Raw genomic sequence first — 20814 nt, 5'->3', positions numbered from 1 at the left:
CGCACGGATATTAACAGGGAGACACATCATGGCAAACGGTACAACTGTCAGCAATGGCGTCAACGTTCAGGCTTTGCTCGACGCGCGCGACGCTCTCACCAAGGCTCCGGAGGCCGCGCAGTTCAAGTGGCGCGCGGCGTGCGAGTGGAAGAACGGCACCCACAGCCATTCGACCGTCGAAAGCTTCTTCGGCCTCGGCGAAGAGCAGCACCGCAAGACCACCTTCAACTTCGATGCCGATCATCCGGAGGTCTTCGCCTCCGAGGACAAGGGCGCGACGCCGGTGGAGTTCGTCCTGGTCGGACTGGCAAGCTGTCTCACCGCAGGCGTCGCGGCGGTCGCGCAGAACCGGAACATCCAGTTGAAGTCCGTGACCGCGACCATCGAGGGCGACATGGACCTTGCCGGCATCCTCGGCATCGACAGCGAGGTGCGCAACGGCTTCAAGGGCATCACGGTGAAATATAAGATCGATGCCGACGCGAAGCCCGAGGACATCGAGGCGCTGGTTGCGCAATCGCAGAAGCGTTCGGCCGTCTATGACATCGTGACCAATCCGACGAACGTTACCGTCGTGGTGAACTGATCGCGGCAGCGACCACTATCTTGCCGAGACGGCCCGATGAGCGCTGTCACCACCGTCATTGTCGGTGCGGGGCACGCGGCTCTTGCGATGAGCCGCTGCCTCGCGGAGCGTTCGATCGACCATGTCCTGCTGGAGCGCGGCGAAGTCGCGCAGAGCTGGCGTACCGAGCGATGGGACTCGCTGCGGCTGCTCACGCCCAAGTGGCAGAGCCGGCTGCCCGGATTCACCTATACGGGCAGCGATCCCGATGGTTATCGGACGCTGCCGGAAATCGTCGACTTCATCGCAGGCTATGCGAAATCGATCTCGGCCCCGGTGCGAACGCATACGACCGTCACCTCCGTGCGCAGCGATGGTGCGGGGTACCTCGTGCGCACGGATCGCGGCGACTGGCGATGCCGCACCGTCGTCATTGCCTCGGGTGCGTGCAACACCGCGAAGGTGCCGAGCTTTGCGGCGAGCGTGCCGCCGTCGGTCGCGACGCTGACAGCGCAATCCTATCGCAATCCGGCTCAGGTCGCCGACGGTGGCGTTCTCGTCGTCGGCGCGTCCTCGAGCGGCACACAGATCGCGCACGAGCTCCAGCGCTCGGGACGGCCAGTCACGCTCGCGGTCGGCGAGCATATCCGGGCCCCGCGCGTCTATCGCGGCAAGGATCTGGAATGGTGGATGGACGCCGCAGGCGTGCTCGACGAACGCTATGACCAGGTGGACGACGTCGTGCGGGCGCGGCGCGTTCCCTCGCTGCAGCTTGCCGGCACGCCGGACCGCTCGACGCTCGACCTCAATGCGCTCTCCGACATTGGTGTAAAGCTTACCGGCCGTCTCGCGGGCATCACACAGGACGGCAAGGCGCAATTTTCCGGCTCGCTGCGCAACATGTGCGCGCTTTCCGATCTCAAGATGCGGAGGCTGCTCGAGCTCCTCGATGAATGGGCGCGCGCGAACGGCCTCGACGGCGCGGTGGCGACGCCCGATCGGCTGCCGCCGACCCGCGTCGAGGACGCGCCCCCGCTCGGCATGGACCTCGTCAAGAGCGGGATCAGGACCATCATATGGGCTTCCGGCTATCGGCCGGATTATTCCTGGCTGGAGCTGCCGGTGCTCGACCGCAAAGGCTACGTCACGCATGACGGCGGCGTTGTCCCGGCGCCGGGCGTCTACCTCATGGGGATGCAGTTCTTGCGGCGTCGGAAGTCAGCATTGATCGATGGCGCCGGCGATGACGCGCGCGACCTCAGCGCGCATCTCGCCGCCTATCTGGACAATGCGGCTCAGCGGATGAGCGCGTGATCGCGTCTGATCCGTCAGGACTGGCGCTATGCGAGCAGCTGAGCTGAGGTCCGCTAATGGAATGGTCCGGCCGTGCTCCGGCCCTGCCAGCATGACAAGCTGGCAAGGGGCGCCCAAGACAAGGAGCACGCCATGTCTCAGAAACGCAGCTCAGCGATCGCCGTGATAGGCATCGATATCGGCAAGAACTCGTTCCACATCGTGGGCCACGATCAGCGCGGCGCAATCGTGCTGCGGCAGAAGTGGTCACGCGGCCAGGTAGAAGCCCGGCTCGCCAACCTCCCACCGTGCTTAATCGGTAAGACCTGATCGAGCATGACGGCAACGACCTGCGCGACCTGCCGTTGATTAAGCGCCAGCGCCGGCTCCAAGCTGATCGGCAAGGCCAAGCGGCGCGCCATCCGGTTCACTGAGCATGTGACGGGTGACGGGCCAACCGTCTTCGAGCATGTCTGCCGCATGGGGCTGGAGGGCATCGTGTCGAAGCGGACGGATGCACCCTATCGCAGCGGGCGGTCGAGGACGTGGCTCAAGTCGAAGAACCCGACGTGCGAGGCGGTGCGGCTGGAACGCGAGGAGGAGTGGTCGGCAGCATCGACGTGATGCGCCTCGACCGGACGCTCGGCCAGTCGCGTCAAGTTGGACTGCGCATCAGGCTGTCTTTCGATGAGAACTTCCCCCGAAGAAGGGATTAAGCTTCACAGGTTCGCCGGTATCTTGCCAGAACAGTTTTTTACCGAGGCTGGCCACCACCGCGAGGCGGTGGTGGCCACCGATGAGCGTATGGTCATCCGTTGCTATCGCGATGATCTCGCCGGCTTCGTCCACGATGTTTCTCATGTGCCGCCTCTACCAACGCTCGACCAACAGATCCAGCGGATGTCTGTCTTGGCGACCATCATTCTCAGCGTCGCTCTGATCACCTACATCCTGCTATCCGCTTGGTGAAAACAGCAGACAGGACGAGCAAATCCATTGGCGACAGCATGAAGGCCAGGGCCACTTCGATGTTGAAAACCCGGTCTTGGGTCAAATGCATGCACCACTTTTGGCGACAGTCGAGCGGGCAGCGTTGATCTGGATCATGTGCGGCGACCCGTCGCATGCGGCAACCCCTGACAAATGACCTTTACCGCTGCAACATCAACGACATCCCGAACAGCGCTATAGTCCTGTTTCTCGACCACATCAGAGGCGGGCTGGATGCCCCTGTTCCAGCCCTGCGCGACGTGAAACCGGCCTTGCAACCCGTCGCCTGGGCACTCGGAGCGGGCGCTCCGCCCTGACAAGACACCCCTGCGTCAACGGGTGCCTTGCCGAACGCGCCGTCGAGCAGGCCACCGACAGCGCGATCTGTGATATGTGCGGGAGACCGGCCAAAGAGGAAACCTGTTTCCCCGCTGCGCATCCATCCCCACGCTCTCTTGGCAGGAAGCCGGAGAGGAAGAGCGACCGTTGCGGTGTTGAACTGCATTTACGAAGAAGAGTTCCTCGGGTTCAGCTATGGCTTCCGGCCGAAGCGCGGCCAGCACGATGCGCTGGACGCTCTGGCGGTCGGGATCACCGACAAGAAGGTGAACTTCATTCTTGACGCGGACGTTCGATCCTTTTTCGACGAAGTCAGTCAAAGTTGGCTGATCCGTTTTTCGAGCATCGGATCGCCGATCCACGCATCATCCGCCTGATCCAGAAATGGCTCAAGGCGGGCGTGCTGGAGGACGGGGTCGTCACAATCAGTGAAAAGGGGACGGGGCAGGGGTCGGTGATTTCGCCACTGCTCGCCAACGTCTACCTGCACTATGTGTTCGATCTATGGGCCGAGCGCTGGCGACGGCACGAGGCCACGGGCGGAATGATGATTGTGCGGTATGCCGACGATATCGTCGTTGGTTTTGCGCATGAGGTCGACGCCCGGCGCTTCTGGGACGCGATGCGCAAAAACGACGATGCTAAACCACAACCGTCATGTCGGCTATTGTGCTGGTTTTTGGACGCCAGCAATAACGAGACCGTCCGCACGCTCAGCTCGCCGGCGTCCAAAAAGCGCCAAGGCACGAAGTCGCGGGAAGTTTGGCACCGACAAGTAAAATCGGCCGACACGGCCGTGACGCTGATCCCGACCGCCTCGTGAATGGACGCAGGCTATCGATGCCCTCGCACTGGACCTGATCAAGGGTCGCGATGCGGCTCCCTCGGCACCGTTGTGATCCCTGAGCGCTTAATGTCGTCTGCGATACCCCGCGCCGGGGCGTCACTGGATACTCCGCTTTCGGAGTATGACGGCCATTAGGGGCCATGCTTGACCGTCCTCCGGCCGCTCGTCATAGTTCCCGTAAAGGCGAGCCAATGAGACTCGTCTTCGCCGGGAGAAGACGATGCGCAAATTGTTGGCTGTCCTCGCGGGGGGCGCTGATCCCTGCCGTTTCGCTCATGCCTGCCGCCCTCGCGCAATCGCCCTGCGTCACCCAGAACATGGCCGTTCCCCCCGGCGCCAACACCTCTGACAAGACGGCGCCCTTCTTCATCGACGCCACAGGCCTCGATTTCAAGACGGCGCCACCCACGCGCGATCCGTCCAACCCGAACTATCCGCGCGCAACCGAGCTTTCCGACGGCACGCTGCCGCCGGCCGGCGCTGAGGGTAACTTCATCGTCGGCCCGACGCATGCGCCCGCGCCTGAGACGGTGGCGAAGGAGGGCGTGCCGCGCGGCAAGGTTACGTCGTTCACCCTCTCGTCGAAAGACAGCGTGATCTACAACCCCGGCCTGATCCGCGACGATGTGGCGGGCTGCGGCAACAGCTCGATCATGATCGCGACGACGGCGCCGGGCGACAAGTCAAACATGATCGTCACAACCAGCCATCCCGGCACCTGGACGCGCACGATCGAGGTTTATGTCCCGGCGCAATATGTGCCCGGCACGGAGGCGCCGTTCATCGTGCTGGGTGACGGTGGCTCGATGGCCTGGAAGGACATGAACACCACCCTCGACAATCTGATCGCGCAGCGCCGCGTTCCGCCGATGGTCTCGATCCAGATCGGCATGGCGGGCAGGACGCGCAGGGTGCCCAGCGCGGGCGCGAATACGACACGGTGTCGGGGACCTATGCGCAGTTTGTCGAGCGCGAGGTGTTGCCGCTCGTCGAGCAGAATGCCGGCGTAAAACTCACCAAGAACCCCGAGGGCCGCGCGACCATGGGACTAAGCTCGAGCGGCACGGCGGCCTTCACCATGGCGTGGTTTCATCCCGAACTCTATCACCGGGTGCTGGCCTATTCGCCGACGATGGTGAACCAGCAATGGCCGTACAATCCGGCGCTGCGCGGCGGCGCGTGGGAATATCACAGCCCATGGGCGGGCCCCGCCGGTCCCAACCTCACCGTCAAGGCGGGTGTGCTCACGCCGTCGGAGCCGCCCGGCGTGCCGCTGATCCCCAGCGCGCCCACCAAGCCGATCCGTTACTGGTTCGAGATGGGCGATCAGGACCTGTTCTATCCCAACCCGACGATCCCTGATGGCATGCACGACTGGACGCTGTTCGCCGAATTGATGGCGAAGGTGCTGACGGAGAAGGGCTACCACTACCGGTTCCTGTTCGCGCGCAACGCCAAGCATGTCGACCGCCCGACGGTTGCGCAAACCCTGCCGGCGGCGCTGGAGTGGTTGTGGAAGGGCTATCCGAATCCCTGACGACGGCAACAGCGCTTACGTAGTTAGCGAACTAAGTTGGTCATCACCTGCGAAAGAAAGTCGCCACGGGCGCTCCGCTGTCTTTCACTCCAGGCCTGCGCGTAAGCGATAGGTAACTCAGCAGCCAACCCATGACGGTTTGATATGGGTCTGCGCTATCGCTAGAGAATTTGTATTTGTCTTTGATCTGCATCGCGAACGCTGCGGCTTGTTCGTCCGTTTGTCTCAGCTCCTTCGGAAGCGAACGCCATTCCCGAATAATCTCGCGCCGGGCATTCACCTGGTTCATTTTGGTGCCTTCACTTCCTTCGATAGGGCCGCTTCAGTTAAGCGGCGTCCGTCTTCAAGAGCCGCACATAGGCCCACTCTCGTGCAACTCGAGCCAGCCGCGCTCGACCGCCATCTTGATGCCGGCGTCGAACTCGTCACCGCTGCCCTTCAGAGCGTAGAGAAACGGGGCGTTGATCTTCTCGATACGAATGCGACAGTCGTGAACTGGCTCGATGCCGACGGCCATCTCGACGAGCTTGCGCGTTGCGGCTTCCGGGGTGGCGAAGGGACGTTCGGCGCTGAGCTTCATAAACCAGCTTTAGCGCGATTCTGGCTTGGGAAGATGCTCATCTCGCTGCCGCCCCTGAGAATGGAGCCGCCCTTGCCGCACGCCGGAGCAGACGAACCGCGGCTCGATGTCCGACAACCGCACCTCGTCAGGCCAGCGGACGCGCTTAGCTCTTGCCGGGGGCTCGATAGTGGCTCGCTGCTTTGGAAGCTTTTTCGGCCACCTTTTTGAATTCCGCTCCGGTCCAAGCTCTTGCAGTTTTCACGTCAGATATTGTGCCCGCCGCCACCGCTGCCAACATTGCGGCGATGATGGATTCGGACTCTTTAGCCTCAGAAATGACCATGAAGTCGCTGTCGCCGGTCGTGAAGTAAAAGCTGATAAGCTCGCCACCAGCACCCTCAATCAGCTTGCGCACAGCCGGCTCTCTGTCCTCGGGTGCGCTAACCAATCCCTTGGCATAACTCTCGGTGAAGCAACCACGTGTGACCAGCCTGATCATGACGCTCCTCCATTGCTTTTGAGTTTATTGCAACCAATACAATTCATCTCATCGACCCAGAGATTTTAGGCTCGCCTCGGGAGGTTTATTGAGATGGATCAATCCAACCGGAGAAATCCCATCCGTCGAACAACGCGCTGGGCTTCGATTCCGCGCCCAGAGCTCACGCTCCATCGCGGGATGGTTGTGGTGCTGACATTTTCTGCTGAGGCTGGATCGCGGCGCGGTCCTTAAAGTAGTCGAGGACGAACAGGCGTGTCGCGGACGACAGATTACCATGCTGGCGGTTACGGTCGATCTCACCGACAAGCTCCGACAGCGTTATGTTGCGCAGGCTGGAAATCTCCTTCATGCCGGTCCAGAAGGCCAGCTCTAGGCTGACGCTGGTCTTGTGGCTGGCGACGACGATGGATCGTTTCGCGACGGGGGATTTCATGGCTGGCTGTCTCGGCAGGATATGCCGAAGTTGTCGCAGGTGAGCGCGAAGGCTTCTTTCGCCTTAGCGTCCTCGAAGCAAAAGCGCGTGCCGATGTCGGCACAGTCGATGTGCCAGTCCACTTTATTTTCTTTGGCGATACGTGAAGCTTCCCCGCGTAGCAGATCAAGTTGTCTTCCCGCAGCAAAAACGACTAAGCAATTTTCCTTCGCCTTTATGGCCGTCCTCCAATGTCAATCAGGACGCAATAACCTGCGGCAGCTTTGCCGAAGTGCAGTATGAATTAAATCACAATGGGAGTCCGGTCTGAAGGAAGGCCCGCCCAGTCTGGTGGGCGGGCCTCCACCCCAAGCACAAGGCCGCAACCTTCCCCAGCGGCCCCGTCCCGATGGAACCTTGGGACTAATTACCTACCAGCGTCTATATGACGGCGGTCTGCCGGCTTCGGATAATCAGATCTTGCGGATTAGCTCGAATGGATTAGTCTACAATCTATATTAGAACTGTGCATTCGGAGCTACCCATTGCCAACAACCATTGAATCGATCGTTTCCGCTTATGTGCGTTTGAAGAACCGGCAAGCCCTGGAGAATATGCGAGAACTTCGGCGCCAGTTGCTGGGAACGTTACAGTCCACATCTGGCATCGATCCGTCTCGAAATTCTGTACTCGAGGACCTCCGAGTGATCGAGGGTGGACTGGAGCAGCTCCGGCCGCCACGGTACGGCTGAGGCAGTAATCAAGTGGCCCGCCGGTTCACGCTGGCGGGCCTCCACGATCCCCAGCATGGCGTAGATGGTCCTGCGGGGGGACGAGTCTACTGTGAATCGCCTGGATGCTCGTCCAGGCGCTTGGCACGCACCTAGTAGTTCCCTCTATGCCTCGTCCGGAAGTTTACTGCTTGCCACTTAGCCAGCCCCATGCTGTACCGGGAAAAAGTGGCAACGGGCGAAGCGTCATGACGGTTCGTGAGTTGATGGCACATTTGATGGATCTGCCCGATCCTGACGCCGAAGTTCTCATCGGAGAAGGCATCGATCCTCTCCTTTGGCTCCGCATAACCGGCATCGTCGAACGACGGGTCAATTCGTCGGCGGACAATCCTGACTTTGTGGTTCCGGGTGGCGATCGCGCTTACGAGATAGTCTGAACCGGACCAAGCCGCTGGAATTGCGATCTAGCTGGGGCTTCGGTCCCGCGCCTTTCGTCACGACCACGGCGGCTCTTCGCTAACCTCTGTCTTCTCGGCAACTGTGACGCCTGCCCAATGTAAGCCTGTCGCCAATACGGTTCTCACGGACACAGGATCGAATACAAGATCCTTGAGGTTTGGCGGGCGGACCTCCGGAAGTGTGCCCTTCAATCGGATCGCCACGTGCAATTGCTGGCAAAGGTGCTCGACAATGCGATTGACCTGATTGTTAGTCATGCTCGCCCTCTCTACCTGCCCGATCTTGACCTGCAAAATCACTCATCTCGCTTTAGCTTGCGCCGACCCCAGTGAGGCTTTTTCTGTCCTGAACTGAACGCCTCGACGTGGTCGCGGTTCAAGGCGCGCATGATGCCAATCCGGGCGAACTTGGTCGGGCCGCCTTTCTCCGCCACCAGGATCAGCGCCTCCATAGCCGCTTGCCATTCCGGCGCGTCATGCTCTTTCTTTGGCAGCGCAGCGATGTACTGGCCGGCGTCGCGCAGCGTGACCAGCTTTTGGCCGCCAACCTCTATCGGATCATCGAAAGGCCGCGCCCAGCCTTTGGTCATTCTTGGGATGCTCCATGAGGAAATAAAATCGCCGCCTGCTTGAAATGATCCGCAGGCGGCGTCCTTCCAGCCCCAGGGTGGGTGTGATGCAAAACCCCGGCATGGATTTAGTCTGAATGGACCAGACGAAGGTTCATCGGTTGGGAACTGAAGCCGCCTCAGTTGCCGGCGTTTGCCTGTAGAAGCCTCACGTAGGTCCCGGACTCGTGCAGCTCGAGCCAGCCACGTTCGACCGCATGCTTGATGCCGGCGCCGAACTCGGCCCCGCTGGCCTTGAACGCGTAGAGGAACGGCGTGTTGATCTTCTCGATATGGATGCGGCCATCCTGGACAGGCTCGATGCCGGAGGTGAATTCGACCAGCTTGCGCGCTGCGGCTTCCGGGTTGGCGAAGGGACGTTCGGTGGTGAGCTTCATGCGGCGGCCTGATCTTCCTTCGATTCACCACGCGCGACGATCGCAATCACGTCATCGGGTAGTGGTCGCTGCAACGCCTTCGCTTCGTCCCACGGCGCGCGCATCCACACGTCGCGCTCCTCGTCGGTCGTCAGGATAACCGGCATTGCCTTCGGATGGATCGGCGCGATCACCGCGTTCGGCGCGGTCATCAGGAAGCCGTACACCTGATGCGGCCCCGGCACCGGCTTCGACTTCGTGCCGCGATAACCGTTGAACGTGGTCCAGATGCCAGCGAAGGCGAATAGGGGTCGGTCATCGTTGGGCGGCTACCAGACAACGTCCTTTTTCTTCGTCTCCGGGTTCGGCTCCGGTGCGTACTCGGCAAAGCTGTTGGCCGGGACCAAGCATCAGTTCTCTGGCTTGAGCCAGCCTCGCCAGTGCGGCGACGATGTGTTGCGGATGTTGGTGACCGGCGGGCCGCCCGTGCGCGGCGGTGGTGGCATGCCCCAGCGCATTAGCGCCATCTCGGTGCCCGCGTCCGTGTTGCGGACCACCGGAGCCGGATAGTCCGGAAAGACGCCGGGCATCGGCGCGAGGTTGCCGACGTAGCGGTTGACGACGCGGAAGAGGCGGTGGATGACCTCTTGGTTCGTTGTAATGGAGTAGAGGTTGCACATTGGTGGTGGTCTGATGCGCCTGTTTGACAGTTTAGTCGCGCTTTCCGGTGAATTGCGCCGTCGAATTTGATGTAGGACACCTATTGCTTTCCTCGGCACGATGGTGCGACCTGCTCAACGGCTTTGCGAAGGTTTTCCTTATCTCCCAAGGCAAGCTGCCTGTAGGTGAAGGTCGATGCGACGGAATTGCCAGCGCAGTTACAATAGCCGTCTAGTTGCGCGTCCGTGAACCCAGCGTTGATCGCCGCATTTCGTTGCGAGCGGAAGCAACCTGCCGCGAAGGCCTTGGTGAATTCGGCTCGTGCGTCGCCTTCAATGATTTCGTCGCGAGCGAAGTAGACTGAACCGAAAATCCTAAGAGAAATTCCAACTACGATCAGGATACCAAAGAAGACTGCAGCCCCCTGGACTGCGCTGACACTTGATGGACGCAAATTGCGCCGTCTCACGGTAACCAGAAAGAAAAGGAGCGGCAGGAGGAGGAGTTGGCCGATCAGTTCGCCGATCAATCCGGCAGTTGGTGCGTATCCGATGTTTGCCAGGAAGTAACTTTGTGTCGTGAAGGCGCTGATCGCTAGCACTAACGATGCGATGGCTAAGCCTATTGTTGCAGCCCTCCACAGGCTCCACTTGCTATCGACATGCGCCAAGGAATATCCGCTTGGAGCGGAGGTGGTGAAACAATTGTCTCTGGTTTGGGATCTGGTGGGTTAGGAGGACCCAGAACCCCCGCACTTCACGAAGCGGTACCCAATTCTCGAAGCCGGGTCGCCAGACCAGATCGTCGCCGCTAATGGTACCATCGCGCAAGCCCATCAGCAGTTGTGATCGTCGGAGCGGCCCGCGCTGTGCCCCGTTGATCAGTACATGCCAGATTGCATCGTCCTCTGACGCCATTGAATTCCCCCACCCATCTTAGCCGGGGACACTACAGTACGCGCGTGTGAGTTGTGAAGGAGCGCACGGGTATCGGTCACTGTTATCGTGGCCACCACAACGAACGCGGCGCGAGCAATCCTTACAGCGCATGTAGCGCTCCAGCTCATGAACCGGCGTTGACTTCGGCCGCCGCACGATGTCGAGAGCGACCGCCTGATTGGTGTCGCAACCGAGACATCGGACTTCCAGGTAGCCGTAACCGGCATTGAGCGCGTCGCCGAGCGTCGGCGATGGCTGCGCCGGTCCCTTGAAGGCGAGCATGCGCTTATTCCACGCCTCGCAGGCGAGCCCGGTCGGCTTGCTTGCGTGCTTCCGTCGCCCGCTCTGCCGCTGCCCGGACCGAGCCGCCGTAGATGGTTTCGCGTGATTTCGTCCCCATGCCGGGAAGATGCGCCGAGCGGTGCCGGAGCCCGCGGAGCCGGACCCGTACATCGAGGAAGCCTATCGGCTGTGGGCGATCACAGCAGCGGAGCAAGTAGCGATCTACGTCATGCTCCCCGGCATAAAGCAGCGGATAAATATGTATGGATAGTCTTCGTCGTCGGTATCGCCTTCGAAATAGACAGGCCAGACCATGGTCCGCTCGGCCTTATTAGGCTCGCTGATGACGGAATTGTCCGGCACATCGACCCATACCATGATGTTGGAGTCGGGGCTCTTTGGCACTCGCACGCGATAGTGACCGTTCTTCGCTTCCCAGTCGGCGTCTTCGACGACGTAGCCATCGGCAGACGAACAGCAGAGGCCGTTGCCACTTTTCAGTTGGTCAAACCACGGCCTGAGTAGAGAATTCGCGTAACGCCCGTCGAGGTCGCGCCCCATCGCCGGTAGCGGCGTCAGCAATAGCCCCATAGGCGCGATAAAGCCGACTAGCGAAATCCAGCGCACGACCAGCATCGCGACGCCCCTGCTTCCGAGCAAATTTTTTAGACTATGAATGTGAGTATGTTTCGGCTGCTGCGAGGTTCACACATCAACCCAAGGGCTGCAGGAGAGGCAACAGGTGGCATTCAGCATATCGCCAGCATCTCCCAATTGCGCCACCCAGAATCCAGTCCCGCAACTGAGCGATCTCGCCGGCACTATGATGCCGCTACGCCAAGACGAGGCGGCCAAGGCCCGTGCTAGGCAACTCAAGGATGGCAAAGCAGTCGAGCTGTGGCGGGACGACCACCGCATTTCGGTGTTCAGGCGTACGGATAGGGGCTCATAGCTCGCGCTCAACGGCTGGATGGCTTCGGTTCTTGATTTTGATCCAGAACTTTTGCCGTCCACCGCGGTAAGGCCGCTCGCGATGCTTCGAGACGAGACGTTCAAGGCCCATGCGACGCGCCGCACGGAATAGGTCTGGGCCGATCTCGCCTCGCTCGAAAGGCGCAACGGCGATGCCGTCTGGCCGGCGCGCCAATAGTCGCTCCAGGTTCGTCTTGCGCAAACGAATCGGCAGATCCCGCAAATCGTCTCCAAACGGTCAGAGCCAGCGCGCCTGCGAAGCGGATGTGAAGACTTTGAGGAGGATCCAAGGCGTGAGCAGAAAAAAAAGGAGCATCGCGCTACCTCGCTTTACCGGCCATGTTCATCACCCATACCTGAGTCGCGAGGTTAGAAGGGACGAGGCCGAAAAAGAGAGGCAAGTGGTGCCCGAAAGGCACAATTTTTCCGCAAGGCAAACCGTACCGGCTGGTGTACGGCCGGCGTGACATGCATCCCAGCGGGAATGAACCGAAACCGCAGGTTGCTGACGGCTAAGGACCGACTGGGAGACAAAGTATGACCACGCACGCTCACGCAACTCATGAGCTATTGGACAACGAACTTGAGATGGTTTCTGGTGGGAGAGGCGGTAGTACCGTAGAAACCGATAAACTAGGAATCACGACCAGCATGATCTTTGGAGATCAGAAAATCACGGTTTTTGCCTCTTCGGAATGTCACGGCCTGGTCTGGTCGCCCAAGTAATTGGTCTGCTGTGAGCCTAATAGCGGCGCAATAGCGGACTTCATCAGGGGTCCGAGTCGGGCCAGGAGCGGACTCTCGCAACTTTAGCTGCAGGGTCATTCCGGGAGACCCGCCTTGCGAAGGCCGTCTCGGAAGCGTTCCGTGTCCGTTGCATTTCTGAATGGTATTGGTGGCAAATTGCTCACGGTCGCGCCCGGGATGGCGAGAAGCCAATCACCGATGGCCGCGCGCGCTTCATCTTGCTCGCCTAGCAGCGCACAGCTAACGGCTAGAAGGGCGTGGCCTTGCCACCAGTCTCGTTTACGCTCCACGGCTTTTTCGGACCACTCGCGCGCCTTCGCGTAGTCCTGAGCAACAAAGTATGCCAGTGCAAGCCCGGAGAGGCGAAAAAAGTTACCGGGCTCGCGTGGATTCAACCTCAGGCACGTCTCCGAGTTTCGGATACTCTCATCGACCCGTCCAGCGAGCGCCAGCACGGTGCCGAGGCTTCCATAGGCAGTCGCGAAATTTGGATTAAGTTCGAGGGCCCGGCGATAGGCCGCGATGGCCTTATCGTGGTACCCGAGACCCTGACCTAGAATGCCGCCCAGCATCCAATGCGAATATTCGTCGACGTCATCGAGCCGGATCGCTTTCTGGACCGACTGCAGAGCAACATCAAGCATTTCTCGTGGGTTGCCAAGAAGGCCCATCAAGGCCAAATGATATCTTGCGGCAGCAAGAAGTTGATGACCTTTCGCGAATGATGGATCGATGCGCGTGAGCTCGCCCGCGATCTCGCGCGCTGCTGCGATGCTTTCCGGCGTCAACTCGTAAATCTTTTTCCACCCGCGCTTGGCGAGATCCCAAGTACGAAAATCTGGTCTCTGGCTTTGCTCGGCCAGAACTCCTTCGCTAAAAATCAGCTGACTTTGGGTGGAGCCCACGACGCTGCGGGTGATCTCGTCCTGAATTCCAAAGATGTCGGCGAGATCGCGGTCGTATTTCTCGGCCCATAGGTGACGCCCCGTTGCGGTCTCGACTAGCTGCGCGGTGACACGAACACGCTCGTTTATGCGCCGGACGCTGCCCTCAAGCACATACCGGATACCGAGGTCGCGTCCAACCTGCTTCACGTCGACGGCCTTGCCCTTGTAGACAAACGTCGAGTTGCGGGCGATTACCGACATCGTGCTGGTATGGGCCAGTTCGGTTATGACATCTTCTGTGAGCCCGTCAGCGAAATATTCCTGCTCGGGATCGCCGCTCATGTTTTGGAACGGCAGCACTGCGATGGAGGGCTTGTCAGGGAGCGAGAGCACCGGAGGCTGGCTCACAGCCGAACCTGATTTTACTGCGGAAGGGGTTTGACAAGTCGGCCGAACCCGCCACGCCCTCATGCGCTCAGCAATATTTTTAAGGGACTGCTGTCCCATGTCATCACAGGCAATGTCAACTTCTCAGACATGCAAATCCCGCCCGGTTCGGCGATGCTCTCAAGGCGGGCGGCAATGTTGACGCCATCACCGAATATGTCGTTGTCATCGAAAATGACGTCACCGACATGAATGCCGATCCGGAGTTCGATCCTTTGATCCGGCGGCACGCTGGCATTCTGCTCGGCCACACTCCGCTGGATTTCAACTGCACCGCGCACCGCATCGACGGCGCTGGCAAACTCCATCAGCATGCCATCACCGGTCGTTTTGACCATGTGGCCTCGATGGGATGCTATGGTGGGATCAACGATGGCCTTCCTTACAGCCTTTAGCCGGACCAGCGTCTCTTCTTCGTCAGCCCACATCAGCCGACTATATCCCGCAACATCCGCCGCAAGCACCGCTGCCAGTCGCCGCTCCACGCGCTCGTCGCTCAAGACGCACCTCGGCCCGGGAAAATCAAGGGCCAGTTTAGCAGAAAAGTGGGCCGATGTCCGATAGGCCAATGTCCGAGATGGATCATTCGCGACTGGGCCGGGCAGTGCTCGCTACCAATCGATGTCCGCTTCGGTCCCGATAGTGACCGCTTTTGAGCAGACCCAGCAAATGACGCGAAGGGCCATTTTCGGACTCATGCGCCGCAGCAAATAACCGCCTCTCTATTCGATTACTTCGTCTGCAAGGGCGAGAAACGAGGGCGGTATGGTGAGGCCAAGCGCCTTTGCAGTCTTGAGGTTGATCACCAGTTCGAATTTGGTCGGCTGCTCAACCGGCAGATCGGCAGGCTTGGTGCCTTTGAGGATCTTATCGACGTAGTCGCCTGCACGGCGGAGGCTATTGGCTATATCGGGGCCGTATGAAACCAAACCGCCATTGGTGGCGAATAGTCGGAATAGGTAAATCGCGGGCAGACGATGCTTCGCCGCCAGCGCGGTAACGCGTGTGTCGTTGTTAACCATCAAGGCATCGCCCATGACAACTATGGCATTGGGCTGCTGGGCTGCGGCCGAGGCAAAGGCGATGTCAAGTTCCTCGGCCGTGGTCGCCTCCACTATCGGCAGCGCGACGCCTAGTTTCTGGACAAGTTGGGGTATGTCCTCGACTACGTGCAACCTGTGCATTGGATTGTCCGGATTGACCAAGATCGCAATTTTCGAGGCGGTAGGAACCATTTGCCGCAGCTTTTCTATCGTTTTGCCAACGATCTCTCCCGGGACGAAGGACGCAAGACCAGTTACGTTGCCGCCTGGATGCGACAGGCTTTGGACGAGGCCGAGCCCCACGGGATCGACAGCAATGGCTACAATCGGAATGCTGGCTGTTGCCGGTTTCAGGGCTAAAGCTACTGGCGTGCCCGGGCCAAAGAGCACATCGGGCTTGAGGGCGACAAGTTCGTTCGCTAGAGGCGCTAGGCGCTCGGCATGATTCTCGGCCGACCGGTACTCAACGATCAGGTTCTTCCCTTCGATCCAGCCATGATCGCGCATGCTGTCCTGCCACACCTTGAAATTTGGCAAGTACAGGGGCGCGCTATCAAGATAGCCGACCCGGCGAGGCGTCCCCTGTGCCCACGAACGCCGTGGTGAAACGAGCAGTGCCGCAGTGCCTGCGATGAATTCCCGCCGTCGCATGCATCCCTCCCTGCAAGGGTCACGCCTGTGGGAAGATAGAGCTTAGCACTTTACCGTGGGGATGTGAGGTGCCTCGAAGGACCGCTTCGGGTCAACCTCGGGTTCTGTTGCAAATCAAGCGCGACGTTTTCGGAATGGCGTATCACCGCTACTTTGCGAGCGGACTTTCGCTCTGTCAAATACCTCGTCCATGATTTCTCGGATGGTACGGGCGCAGCGACCGCACTGAGCTCTGCAGCCAAGGCAGCTAAAGACATAGCTGGTGGTTCGGCGCGTCGCAGTGTTGGCCACAGTTCGCACCTCGGTGTCGCTTAGGATGTTGCAGGAACAAACGATCATAGGAAGTCCGCTAGCTCAATCCCATGTCCGCTTTATCACGCAGAAAGCGGACATTCATCACGACAACGGTGACGTCCGTTAGGGGTGTGCGCCGTGACAAGGCGGCGCTTTCCAGTGGGTGCAAGTCCCACCCGGCAAACGCTCCAGCCGGAAGCAATCGGAGCAGTCATGGAGGTAACGAAGTGGCTGAAGCCTTCGATTAGCGTGTCACGAATTGGTGACAGCGCGAGTGTGCAGGCCGTAACGCGAGTGAACGCCGAGCAAGCCTCGAAAAGGACGATGCGCAGGCCGACCCGACGACCCTTTCGGGGAAGGCTGACACGGCTGGAGGAAGTGAGCGAAGCAGTACCTCCAGTCGCTGCGCCGGGGTAGTGGCGACAGCATGTACACAAGGAAAGCGTACGCAACACGGGAGGCCCCACGACGTGGTCAGGGATGACCAACCGGACGCCCGCGAGGGACAGGCCGGGCGCCGTGGGGATGCGGAGAGGTTCGCAGTACTGGTGAAGCCGGGTAACGCCGGGGGAGGGAAGGGACCTCAGTTCAAGACGAACGCAAGACGTAGTGAGGGACCTGGGGATTGGGCAACCTATCAACTCCGAAGAGTGTTCAGAAACTGCAGACGGCGTTGCACGCGAAAGCGAAGGCAGAAGCCGGCTACCGCTTCTATGCCCTGTACGACAAGATCAGCCGGGAAGACATCTTGGCCCATGCCTATGCTCAATGCCGCTCCAACAAGGGCGCACCGGGCGTGGACGGTCAGGACTTCGCGGACATCGAAGTGTACGGGCTACAGCGATGGCTTGGTGAACTGGCGCTTGCGCTCAGGCAGGAGACGTATCGACCGGACCCTATCAGAAGAGTGTACATACCGAAGGCCAACGGCAAACTCAGGCCATTGGGCATCTCGACCTTGCGCGATCGAGTCTGCATGACGGCAGCGATGCTGGTGCTAGAACCGATCTTCGAGGCCGACCTTCCACCAGAGCAGTATGCCTACCGTCCGGGGCGAAATGCCCAACAGCCGGTGGTCGAGGTGGAAGCGCAGCTGTTTCGCGGCCACCCGGAAGTCGTTGACGCTGACCTCGCGGACTACTTCGGGAGCATCCCACATGCCGAGCTACTGAAATCGGTCTCGCGTCGGATTGTTGATCGGCGCGTGCTGCATCTGATCAAGATGTGGCTGGAATGCCCCGTGGAAGAAACCGACGATCGAGGAAGGAAGAAACGGACGACCGAGGCACGGGACAAGCGGCGCGGCATCCCGCAAGGCTCACCGATCTCACCACTGCTGGCAAACCTGTACATGCGCCGGTTCGTGCTGGGATGGAAGATGCTCGGGTTGGAGCGAAGCCTCGGCTCTCGCATCGTGACCTATGCCGACGATCTCGTAATCCTGTGCAGGCGGGGCAAGGCCGAAGAGGCCTTGCGACAACTGCGCATGATCATGGGAAAGCTGAAGCTGACGGTCAACGAGGACAAGACACGAATCTGCAAGGTGCCGGAAGGAGAGTTCGACTTCCTGGGCTACTCGTTCGGACGGATGTACTCAGCGAGAACCGGCCAGGCGCGCCTGGGGTACCGGCCATCGAAGAAAAGCATCAAGCGCATGGTTGAAACCATTCATGCGCTGACGGCTCGAACTGGGTTAGGGCAAGACACCACAGAGTTGGTGGCGAAGTTGAACCGCACACTGCGCGGATGGGCGAACTACTTCAACGTAGGCACCGTCATCAAAGCGTATCGCGCGATCGACAACTACACCGCTGTGCGGTTACGCCGGTGGTTACGCAGCAAGCACAAGGTCAGGCGACGCAGGGGCGGGACCTATCCACTCTCGCACCTTTACGGGCACTTCGGGCTCGAACGTCTAACCGCGCTTGGTCGCGACCTGCCGTGGGTGAAGGCGTGAGGTCTTGTCCGAGAGCCGGATGCGGGAGATCTGCCTGTCCGGTTCGACGAGCGGGATGTGGAAACGGAGTCACGGCTGCACCACTAAGGCACCGCCAGACGAAAGAGGCGGAAACAGATATGTGCAGCCTAAAGCCACCGCGCCACATCTCGACTCTACCCTTCGCAACTGAGCGGGCAGCGCTCACTAGCAATCGATGTCCGCTTCAGTCCCGATAGCAACCGCTTTTGAGCAGACGCAGCAAATGACGCGAGGGGCCACATCCGGACATCTTGGAGAGAAGCCAGACCTATTCTTTCTCTATCGGGCGCTTCGGGAGTATCCGGCGCAGCGGGGCAACTCGCCGATCTGTTCTTGAGATTGGCGGCCGCCTCAACAAGTGCCCAACGATAGCGGGATCGGACGTAGCCTCTGAAATGGCGATCGAGCCATCTCAATTAGGCGGCCATCGCGTGCTGAAGGACAATCGCCTGTTCTCGATTATGAACGGCGATAGCCGTATGGGTGTAATTGCCCGTCCATTTCGTATTCGCGATTTGGCGAAGAAGTTCTTCACCTTTAATGACGTGAAAACCTATTCCTTTGTCGTCCGACGGGAAAATAACCAAGACCACGTCGTGCTTGGCAATAACCACTCTCAGCGCACGCGCCTTATCATGGGACATCTGGATGAAGCTGCGGGTTTGGTTTGCGAGCTCGCGCAGCTCTTGGAAATTAGTCATATGCATACTCCACGCAACTAACGACCGACTTTAGAACAATATACTTACGGAAGGATAAACCCTCCGATGAGCCAAACGAACTGCCAGCGTTCTGTTCGCGAGCCCGTGATTTGGCCGCACTCAACCTAATTGGGGCCTTCCTTTCGATGGAGTTCCAAATTGAGCTGCGGGGTTCACATACCAACTGAAGGCGCTGCAAGAGCCCGCCGTATCGCGGGACTTCGATCAGCCGAAGTCGGCTCGGGGTCATGAGTGCCGTTTTAGCGATCAAGCCGCCACTTCCGGTCTACTCCGAGCAGCAGACGTTGCGACCGGCTGTTGGCAGGTTTCTGAAGGGCCAAAACCGGACTCATGCAGCGCCGCAAAATAGAGCTATTCGATCACCTCGTCAGCGCGGGCGAGCAAGTTGGGTGGCGGGCTAATGCCAAGTGATTTTGCCGCACTAAGATTTGCCGCCAACCAGAATGAGGTAGGAAATTCGATCGGCAAATCGCCGGGCTTTGCACCTTTGAGTATCCGGTCCACGAAGTACGCGCCGCGACGGTAGCACCAGCGCAGGTCGACACCGTAGCTTACGAGGCCACCAGCGAGCACGTGCTCTCGGTATCCGTAGATGGTCGGCAGCCGTTTTTTGAGCGCGATATCTGAGACCGTAAATCGTCGGACGAGCATTAGGTTGGTCTGCAATACTATGACGACATCCACCTTTTCTGCCGCGAGCCGCTCCAAGGCCGGGCCAATCTCGCTTGGCTGGTCCGCGTTAGCGGAATGGGCAGTCAATCCCATCTTTGCAATCACCGAACTAAGCTCACGCGTTTGTGGCGGGCCTTTTGGATCAGCATCGTTCGTAAGCAGGCCAATCTTGTCGGCACCCGGCACCAACTCCCGTGCAAGCTCAATCTGCTTGGCAGGCAACCCCCCAATGTACGGCTCAATGCCTGTAACATTCCGACCCGGTCGCGCCTCGCTCTGGATCAAGCCCAAATGGACCGCATCGGCAAGCGCCGGACAAACTATCGGAATGTTCGAGCCTGTCTTGCTTAGAGCGACCGCTTCGAGCGTGGCCGGTGCGACAAGTACAGCAGGTTGTGCTCTGACAGCTTGTTCTGCCAAGTTGGGAAGGTCAGATAGGCCATGCCCGGTTCGATATTCGAGGGCGAAATCTCGATCTTGCACATAACCAAGCTCGGCCATCGCTTCCAAAAAGTAGGTCTTAAATCCAAGGTCCTCTTTCCCCGTAGGCATGGGAAAGGCCGCGATCCAAATGATCAGCGGGCGCTTCTGCGCTGACTGCCCGCGCGCCAATCTCGGAAGCGAGAGTGCGGCAGAGACGCCACAGACTGACGCCAAGAATTCTCGCCGTCGCATGTGCCCCCCTCTAGGATCATGTCTATGCGGCTTCGGAGCCTAGCACTTTCTCGGCTTTCTGCGAGGGCTATTGAGGCTGTTCGGCTGCTTCGGGTCATCCGCGACTGAGCCGGGCAGTTCTCGCTACCAATCGATGTCCGCTTCGGTCCCGATAGCGCCCCCATTTGTGCAGACGCAGCAAATGGCGCGAGGGGCCAGAAGTCGACGTTGTGCCGCTTCATTCGATTAGACGGTTGCCATGCGGCAAGCCGCAACGGCGTAATGGTCCAAGAGGTCCGAGGGTGACGGGCTACATCAAGAAGGGATGACCTATTTCGCGCGCTCGAAGATGGTCGTTGCTACTCCACCGCCCGACGCGTGCGGGTCCGTAAAACGCAGTTCATCCCCGGTGATGACAAAAGAACGCTTGTTGTTCTTGCCCTCCCAATTTGGAAATGTCGCGCGCTCGATCTGAAACGTGAAGCTCTTGTCCGCCTCGTCGACGACACAGGTGCCGAAATGCGCGAGACTTCCCGCTACGACCGCCTTGTTTTCTTCTGGCGTACCTGTCCCTGTCGGAAACCCTAATCCGGCTGGTACGTGAGGTCGAATCGCGCAATGCTTTTGTCTCATGAGAGAAGCA

General features: G+C 59.7%; 28 protein-coding genes and 4 pseudogenes. 10 read left to right on the top strand and 22 right to left on the bottom strand.

The genetic code is table 11. The features are described from left to right. Positions 1-28: 28 nt before the first annotated feature. From Q2941_RS23060 to Q2941_RS23045, 4 genes and pseudogenes are all read left to right on the top strand, one after another. The gene (locus Q2941_RS23060; protein WP_027526663.1) at positions 29-586 is read left to right on the top strand and encodes an OsmC family protein; all 558 of its coding nucleotides are present in this window, start codon (positions 29-31) and stop codon (positions 584-586) included. A 36-nt stretch (positions 587-622) separates the two neighbouring features. Beyond that, positions 623-1879 carry a flavin-containing monooxygenase gene (locus Q2941_RS23055; protein ID WP_458193828.1) on the top strand — a complete coding sequence of 419 codons (1257 nt, stop codon included), beginning with the start codon at positions 623-625 and terminating at the stop codon, positions 1877-1879. A 132-nt stretch (positions 1880-2011) separates the two neighbouring features. Beyond that, positions 2012-2179, top strand: a pseudogene (locus Q2941_RS23050) (IS110 family transposase); the annotation flags it as partial. A gap of 177 nt (positions 2180-2356) precedes the next feature. Then, positions 2357-2482, top strand: a complete 126-nt coding sequence (locus tag Q2941_RS23045) for a hypothetical protein (protein ID WP_256575978.1) — start codon at positions 2357-2359, stop codon at positions 2480-2482. A gap of 48 nt (positions 2483-2530) precedes the next feature. On the opposite strand, the gene Q2941_RS23040 is transcribed toward Q2941_RS23045, so the two are convergent. Beyond that, positions 2531-2719, bottom strand: coding sequence for a hypothetical protein (locus Q2941_RS23040; protein ID WP_458193827.1), 189 nt, complete (start codon positions 2717-2719; stop codon positions 2531-2533). 584 nt (positions 2720-3303) lie between these two features. Between Q2941_RS23040 and Q2941_RS23035 the strand changes: the two genes are divergently transcribed. The 4 genes from Q2941_RS23035 to Q2941_RS23020 all read left to right on the top strand — a co-directional run bounded on the left by Q2941_RS23035 (position 3304) and on the right by Q2941_RS23020 (position 5571). After that, positions 3304-3564, top strand: a complete 261-nt coding sequence (locus Q2941_RS23035) for a hypothetical protein (RefSeq protein ID WP_458193826.1) — start codon at positions 3304-3306, stop codon at positions 3562-3564. Continuing rightward, positions 3510-4010, top strand: a complete 501-nt coding sequence (locus Q2941_RS23030) for a reverse transcriptase domain-containing protein (protein ID WP_458193825.1) — start codon at positions 3510-3512, stop codon at positions 4008-4010. Before Q2941_RS23035 ends, Q2941_RS23030 begins: the two co-directional genes overlap by 55 nt. 299 nt (positions 4011-4309) lie before the next feature. After that, positions 4310-5044 (top strand): alpha/beta hydrolase, encoded by a 735-nt coding sequence (locus Q2941_RS23025; protein WP_458193824.1) that lies wholly within the window; start codon positions 4310-4312, stop codon positions 5042-5044. Continuing rightward, positions 5011-5571 (top strand): alpha/beta hydrolase, encoded by a 561-nt coding sequence (locus Q2941_RS23020; protein ID WP_458193823.1) that lies wholly within the window; start codon positions 5011-5013, stop codon positions 5569-5571. The genes Q2941_RS23025 and Q2941_RS23020 overlap by 34 nt, the downstream gene beginning before the upstream one ends. A gap of 43 nt (positions 5572-5614) precedes the next feature. Here the strand turns inward: Q2941_RS23020 and Q2941_RS23015 are convergent, their stop codons facing one another. From Q2941_RS23015 to Q2941_RS22995, 5 genes are all read right to left on the bottom strand, one after another. After that, a complete protein-coding gene (locus Q2941_RS23015) occupies positions 5615-5860 on the bottom strand; it encodes a hypothetical protein (protein ID WP_254111214.1) in 246 nt (81 codons plus the stop codon). A gap of 54 nt (positions 5861-5914) precedes the next feature. Then, positions 5915-6151, bottom strand: a complete 237-nt coding sequence (locus Q2941_RS23010; RefSeq protein ID WP_458193822.1) for a hypothetical protein — start codon at positions 6149-6151, stop codon at positions 5915-5917. Between the two features lie 145 nt (positions 6152-6296). Beyond that, the gene (locus Q2941_RS23005; RefSeq protein ID WP_458193821.1) at positions 6297-6632 is read right to left on the bottom strand and encodes a GYD domain-containing protein; all 336 of its coding nucleotides are present in this window, start codon (positions 6630-6632) and stop codon (positions 6297-6299) included. A gap of 163 nt (positions 6633-6795) precedes the next feature. Further along, entirely contained in the window at positions 6796-7068 is a 273-nt protein-coding gene (locus tag Q2941_RS23000; protein WP_458193820.1) for a ribbon-helix-helix domain-containing protein, read from the bottom strand. Further along, positions 7065-7190, bottom strand: coding sequence for a hypothetical protein (locus tag Q2941_RS22995; protein WP_458193819.1), 126 nt, complete (start codon positions 7188-7190; stop codon positions 7065-7067). The genes Q2941_RS23000 and Q2941_RS22995 overlap by 4 nt, the downstream gene beginning before the upstream one ends. Positions 7191-8026: 836 nt before the next feature. On the opposite strand from Q2941_RS22995, the gene Q2941_RS22990 reads away from it, so the two are divergent. After that, positions 8027-8218 (top strand): hypothetical protein, encoded by a 192-nt coding sequence (locus Q2941_RS22990; protein WP_458193818.1) that lies wholly within the window; start codon positions 8027-8029, stop codon positions 8216-8218. Between the two features lie 57 nt (positions 8219-8275). On the opposite strand, the gene Q2941_RS22985 is transcribed toward Q2941_RS22990, so the two are convergent. The 13 genes and pseudogenes from Q2941_RS22985 to Q2941_RS51935 form a co-directional block, all read right to left on the bottom strand. After that, positions 8276-8497, bottom strand: a complete 222-nt coding sequence (locus tag Q2941_RS22985; protein WP_458193817.1) for a hypothetical protein — start codon at positions 8495-8497, stop codon at positions 8276-8278. 38 nt (positions 8498-8535) lie between these two features. Continuing rightward, entirely contained in the window at positions 8536-8829 is a 294-nt protein-coding gene (locus Q2941_RS22980) for a hypothetical protein (protein ID WP_458193816.1), read from the bottom strand. Positions 8830-8987: 158 nt separating this feature from the next. Then, entirely contained in the window at positions 8988-9245 is a 258-nt protein-coding gene (locus tag Q2941_RS22975) for a hypothetical protein (protein WP_458193815.1), read from the bottom strand. Continuing rightward, positions 9242-9904 (bottom strand): annotated as a pseudogene (locus Q2941_RS22970) (SOS response-associated peptidase). The gene Q2941_RS22975 and the pseudogene Q2941_RS22970 overlap by 4 nt, the downstream one beginning before the upstream one ends. A gap of 80 nt (positions 9905-9984) precedes the next feature. Beyond that, complete coding sequence (locus tag Q2941_RS22965; protein ID WP_458193814.1) at positions 9985-10554, bottom strand: hypothetical protein; 570 nt, start codon at positions 10552-10554, stop codon at positions 9985-9987. Further along, the gene (locus Q2941_RS22960) at positions 10538-10801 is read right to left on the bottom strand and encodes a DUF4339 domain-containing protein (RefSeq protein ID WP_458193813.1); all 264 of its coding nucleotides are present in this window, start codon (positions 10799-10801) and stop codon (positions 10538-10540) included. Before Q2941_RS22960 ends, Q2941_RS22965 begins: the two co-directional genes overlap by 17 nt. A gap of 108 nt (positions 10802-10909) precedes the next feature. Next, a pseudogene (locus Q2941_RS22955) lies at positions 10910-11222 on the bottom strand (hypothetical protein); the annotation flags it as partial. A gap of 104 nt (positions 11223-11326) precedes the next feature. After that, a complete protein-coding gene (locus Q2941_RS22950) occupies positions 11327-11740 on the bottom strand; it encodes a hypothetical protein (RefSeq protein WP_458193812.1) in 414 nt (137 codons plus the stop codon). A gap of 310 nt (positions 11741-12050) precedes the next feature. Continuing rightward, positions 12051-12308: pseudogene (locus tag Q2941_RS22945) on the bottom strand (DNA ligase-like domain-containing protein); the annotation flags it as partial. 589 nt (positions 12309-12897) lie between these two features. Continuing rightward, complete coding sequence (locus Q2941_RS22940; RefSeq protein ID WP_458193811.1) at positions 12898-14118, bottom strand: tetratricopeptide repeat protein; 1221 nt, start codon at positions 14116-14118, stop codon at positions 12898-12900. Positions 14119-14177: 59 nt separating this feature from the next. Beyond that, a complete protein-coding gene (locus Q2941_RS22935; protein ID WP_458193810.1) occupies positions 14178-14657 on the bottom strand; it encodes an adenylate/guanylate cyclase domain-containing protein in 480 nt (159 codons plus the stop codon). A gap of 222 nt (positions 14658-14879) precedes the next feature. Beyond that, entirely contained in the window at positions 14880-15851 is a 972-nt protein-coding gene (locus Q2941_RS22930; RefSeq protein WP_458193809.1) for an ABC transporter substrate-binding protein, read from the bottom strand. Between the two features lie 114 nt (positions 15852-15965). After that, positions 15966-16190: a (2Fe-2S)-binding protein gene (locus Q2941_RS51935; protein ID WP_084802031.1), complete on the bottom strand. Its 225-nt coding sequence runs from the start codon at positions 16188-16190 to the stop codon at positions 15966-15968. A gap of 580 nt (positions 16191-16770) precedes the next feature. Here Q2941_RS51935 and ltrA point away from each other — a divergent pair. Then, positions 16771-18102 (top strand): group II intron reverse transcriptase/maturase, encoded by a 1332-nt coding sequence (gene ltrA / locus Q2941_RS22925; RefSeq protein ID WP_458193808.1) that lies wholly within the window; start codon positions 16771-16773, stop codon positions 18100-18102. Positions 18103-18539: 437 nt separating this feature from the next. Here ltrA and Q2941_RS22920 read toward each other — a convergent pair whose 3' ends face one another. The 3 genes from Q2941_RS22920 to Q2941_RS22910 form a co-directional block, all read right to left on the bottom strand. Continuing rightward, positions 18540-18824 carry a hypothetical protein gene (locus Q2941_RS22920; protein WP_458193807.1) on the bottom strand — a complete coding sequence of 95 codons (285 nt, stop codon included), beginning with the start codon at positions 18822-18824 and terminating at the stop codon, positions 18540-18542. Between the two features lie 372 nt (positions 18825-19196). Beyond that, positions 19197-20069, bottom strand: a complete 873-nt coding sequence (locus Q2941_RS22915; protein ID WP_458193806.1) for an ABC transporter substrate-binding protein — start codon at positions 20067-20069, stop codon at positions 19197-19199. Positions 20070-20501: 432 nt separating this feature from the next. Next, a partial coding sequence (locus Q2941_RS22910) for a lipocalin-like domain-containing protein (RefSeq protein WP_458193805.1) occupies positions 20502-20814 on the bottom strand: 313 nt, incomplete at its 5' end.

The sequence above is a fragment of the Bradyrhizobium sp. UFLA05-153 genome, assembly GCF_054185185.1.
The sequence above is the reverse complement of the archived record's forward strand: the minus strand, read 5'-3'. Positions and strand labels throughout refer to the sequence as shown.

Bases quoted from the DNA above. Each gene is read 5' to 3' on its own strand.
- Q2941_RS22985 (WP_458193817.1), bottom strand. From the start codon at position 8,497: ATGACTAACAATCAGGTCAATCGCATTGTCGAGCACCTTTGCCAGCAA.
- Q2941_RS22980 (WP_458193816.1), bottom strand. From the start codon at position 8,829: ATGACCAAAGGCTGGGCGCGGCCTTTCGATGATCCGATAGAGGTTGGC.
- Q2941_RS23005 (WP_458193821.1), bottom strand. From the start codon at position 6,632: ATGATCAGGCTGGTCACACGTGGTTGCTTCACCGAGAGTTATGCCAAG.
- Q2941_RS22950 (WP_458193812.1), bottom strand. From the start codon at position 11,740: ATGCTGGTCGTGCGCTGGATTTCGCTAGTCGGCTTTATCGCGCCTATG.
- Q2941_RS23015 (WP_254111214.1), bottom strand. From the start codon at position 5,860: ATGAACCAGGTGAATGCCCGGCGCGAGATTATTCGGGAATGGCGTTCG.
- Q2941_RS23000 (WP_458193820.1), bottom strand. From the start codon at position 7,068: ATGAAATCCCCCGTCGCGAAACGATCCATCGTCGTCGCCAGCCACAAG.
- Q2941_RS51935 (WP_084802031.1), bottom strand. From the start codon at position 16,190: ATGATCGTTTGTTCCTGCAACATCCTAAGCGACACCGAGGTGCGAACT.
- Q2941_RS22915 (WP_458193806.1), bottom strand. From the start codon at position 20,069: ATGCCTACGGGGAAAGAGGACCTTGGATTTAAGACCTACTTTTTGGAA.
- Q2941_RS22975 (WP_458193815.1), bottom strand. From the start codon at position 9,245: ATGAAGCTCACCACCGAACGTCCCTTCGCCAACCCGGAAGCCGCAGCG.
- Q2941_RS23010 (WP_458193822.1), bottom strand. From the start codon at position 6,151: ATGAAGCTCAGCGCCGAACGTCCCTTCGCCACCCCGGAAGCCGCAACG.
- Q2941_RS23025 (WP_458193824.1), top strand. From the start codon at position 4,310: ATGCCTGCCGCCCTCGCGCAATCGCCCTGCGTCACCCAGAACATGGCC.
- Q2941_RS22920 (WP_458193807.1), bottom strand. From the start codon at position 18,824: ATGACTAATTTCCAAGAGCTGCGCGAGCTCGCAAACCAAACCCGCAGC.
- Q2941_RS23040 (WP_458193827.1), bottom strand. From the start codon at position 2,719: ATGAGAAACATCGTGGACGAAGCCGGCGAGATCATCGCGATAGCAACG.
- Q2941_RS22960 (WP_458193813.1), bottom strand. From the start codon at position 10,801: ATGGCGTCAGAGGACGATGCAATCTGGCATGTACTGATCAACGGGGCA.
- Q2941_RS22930 (WP_458193809.1), bottom strand. From the start codon at position 15,851: ATGCGACGGCGGGAATTCATCGCAGGCACTGCGGCACTGCTCGTTTCA.
- Q2941_RS23060 (WP_027526663.1), top strand. From the start codon at position 29: ATGGCAAACGGTACAACTGTCAGCAATGGCGTCAACGTTCAGGCTTTG.
- Q2941_RS23055 (WP_458193828.1), top strand. From the start codon at position 623: ATGAGCGCTGTCACCACCGTCATTGTCGGTGCGGGGCACGCGGCTCTT.
- Q2941_RS22990 (WP_458193818.1), top strand. From the start codon at position 8,027: ATGACGGTTCGTGAGTTGATGGCACATTTGATGGATCTGCCCGATCCT.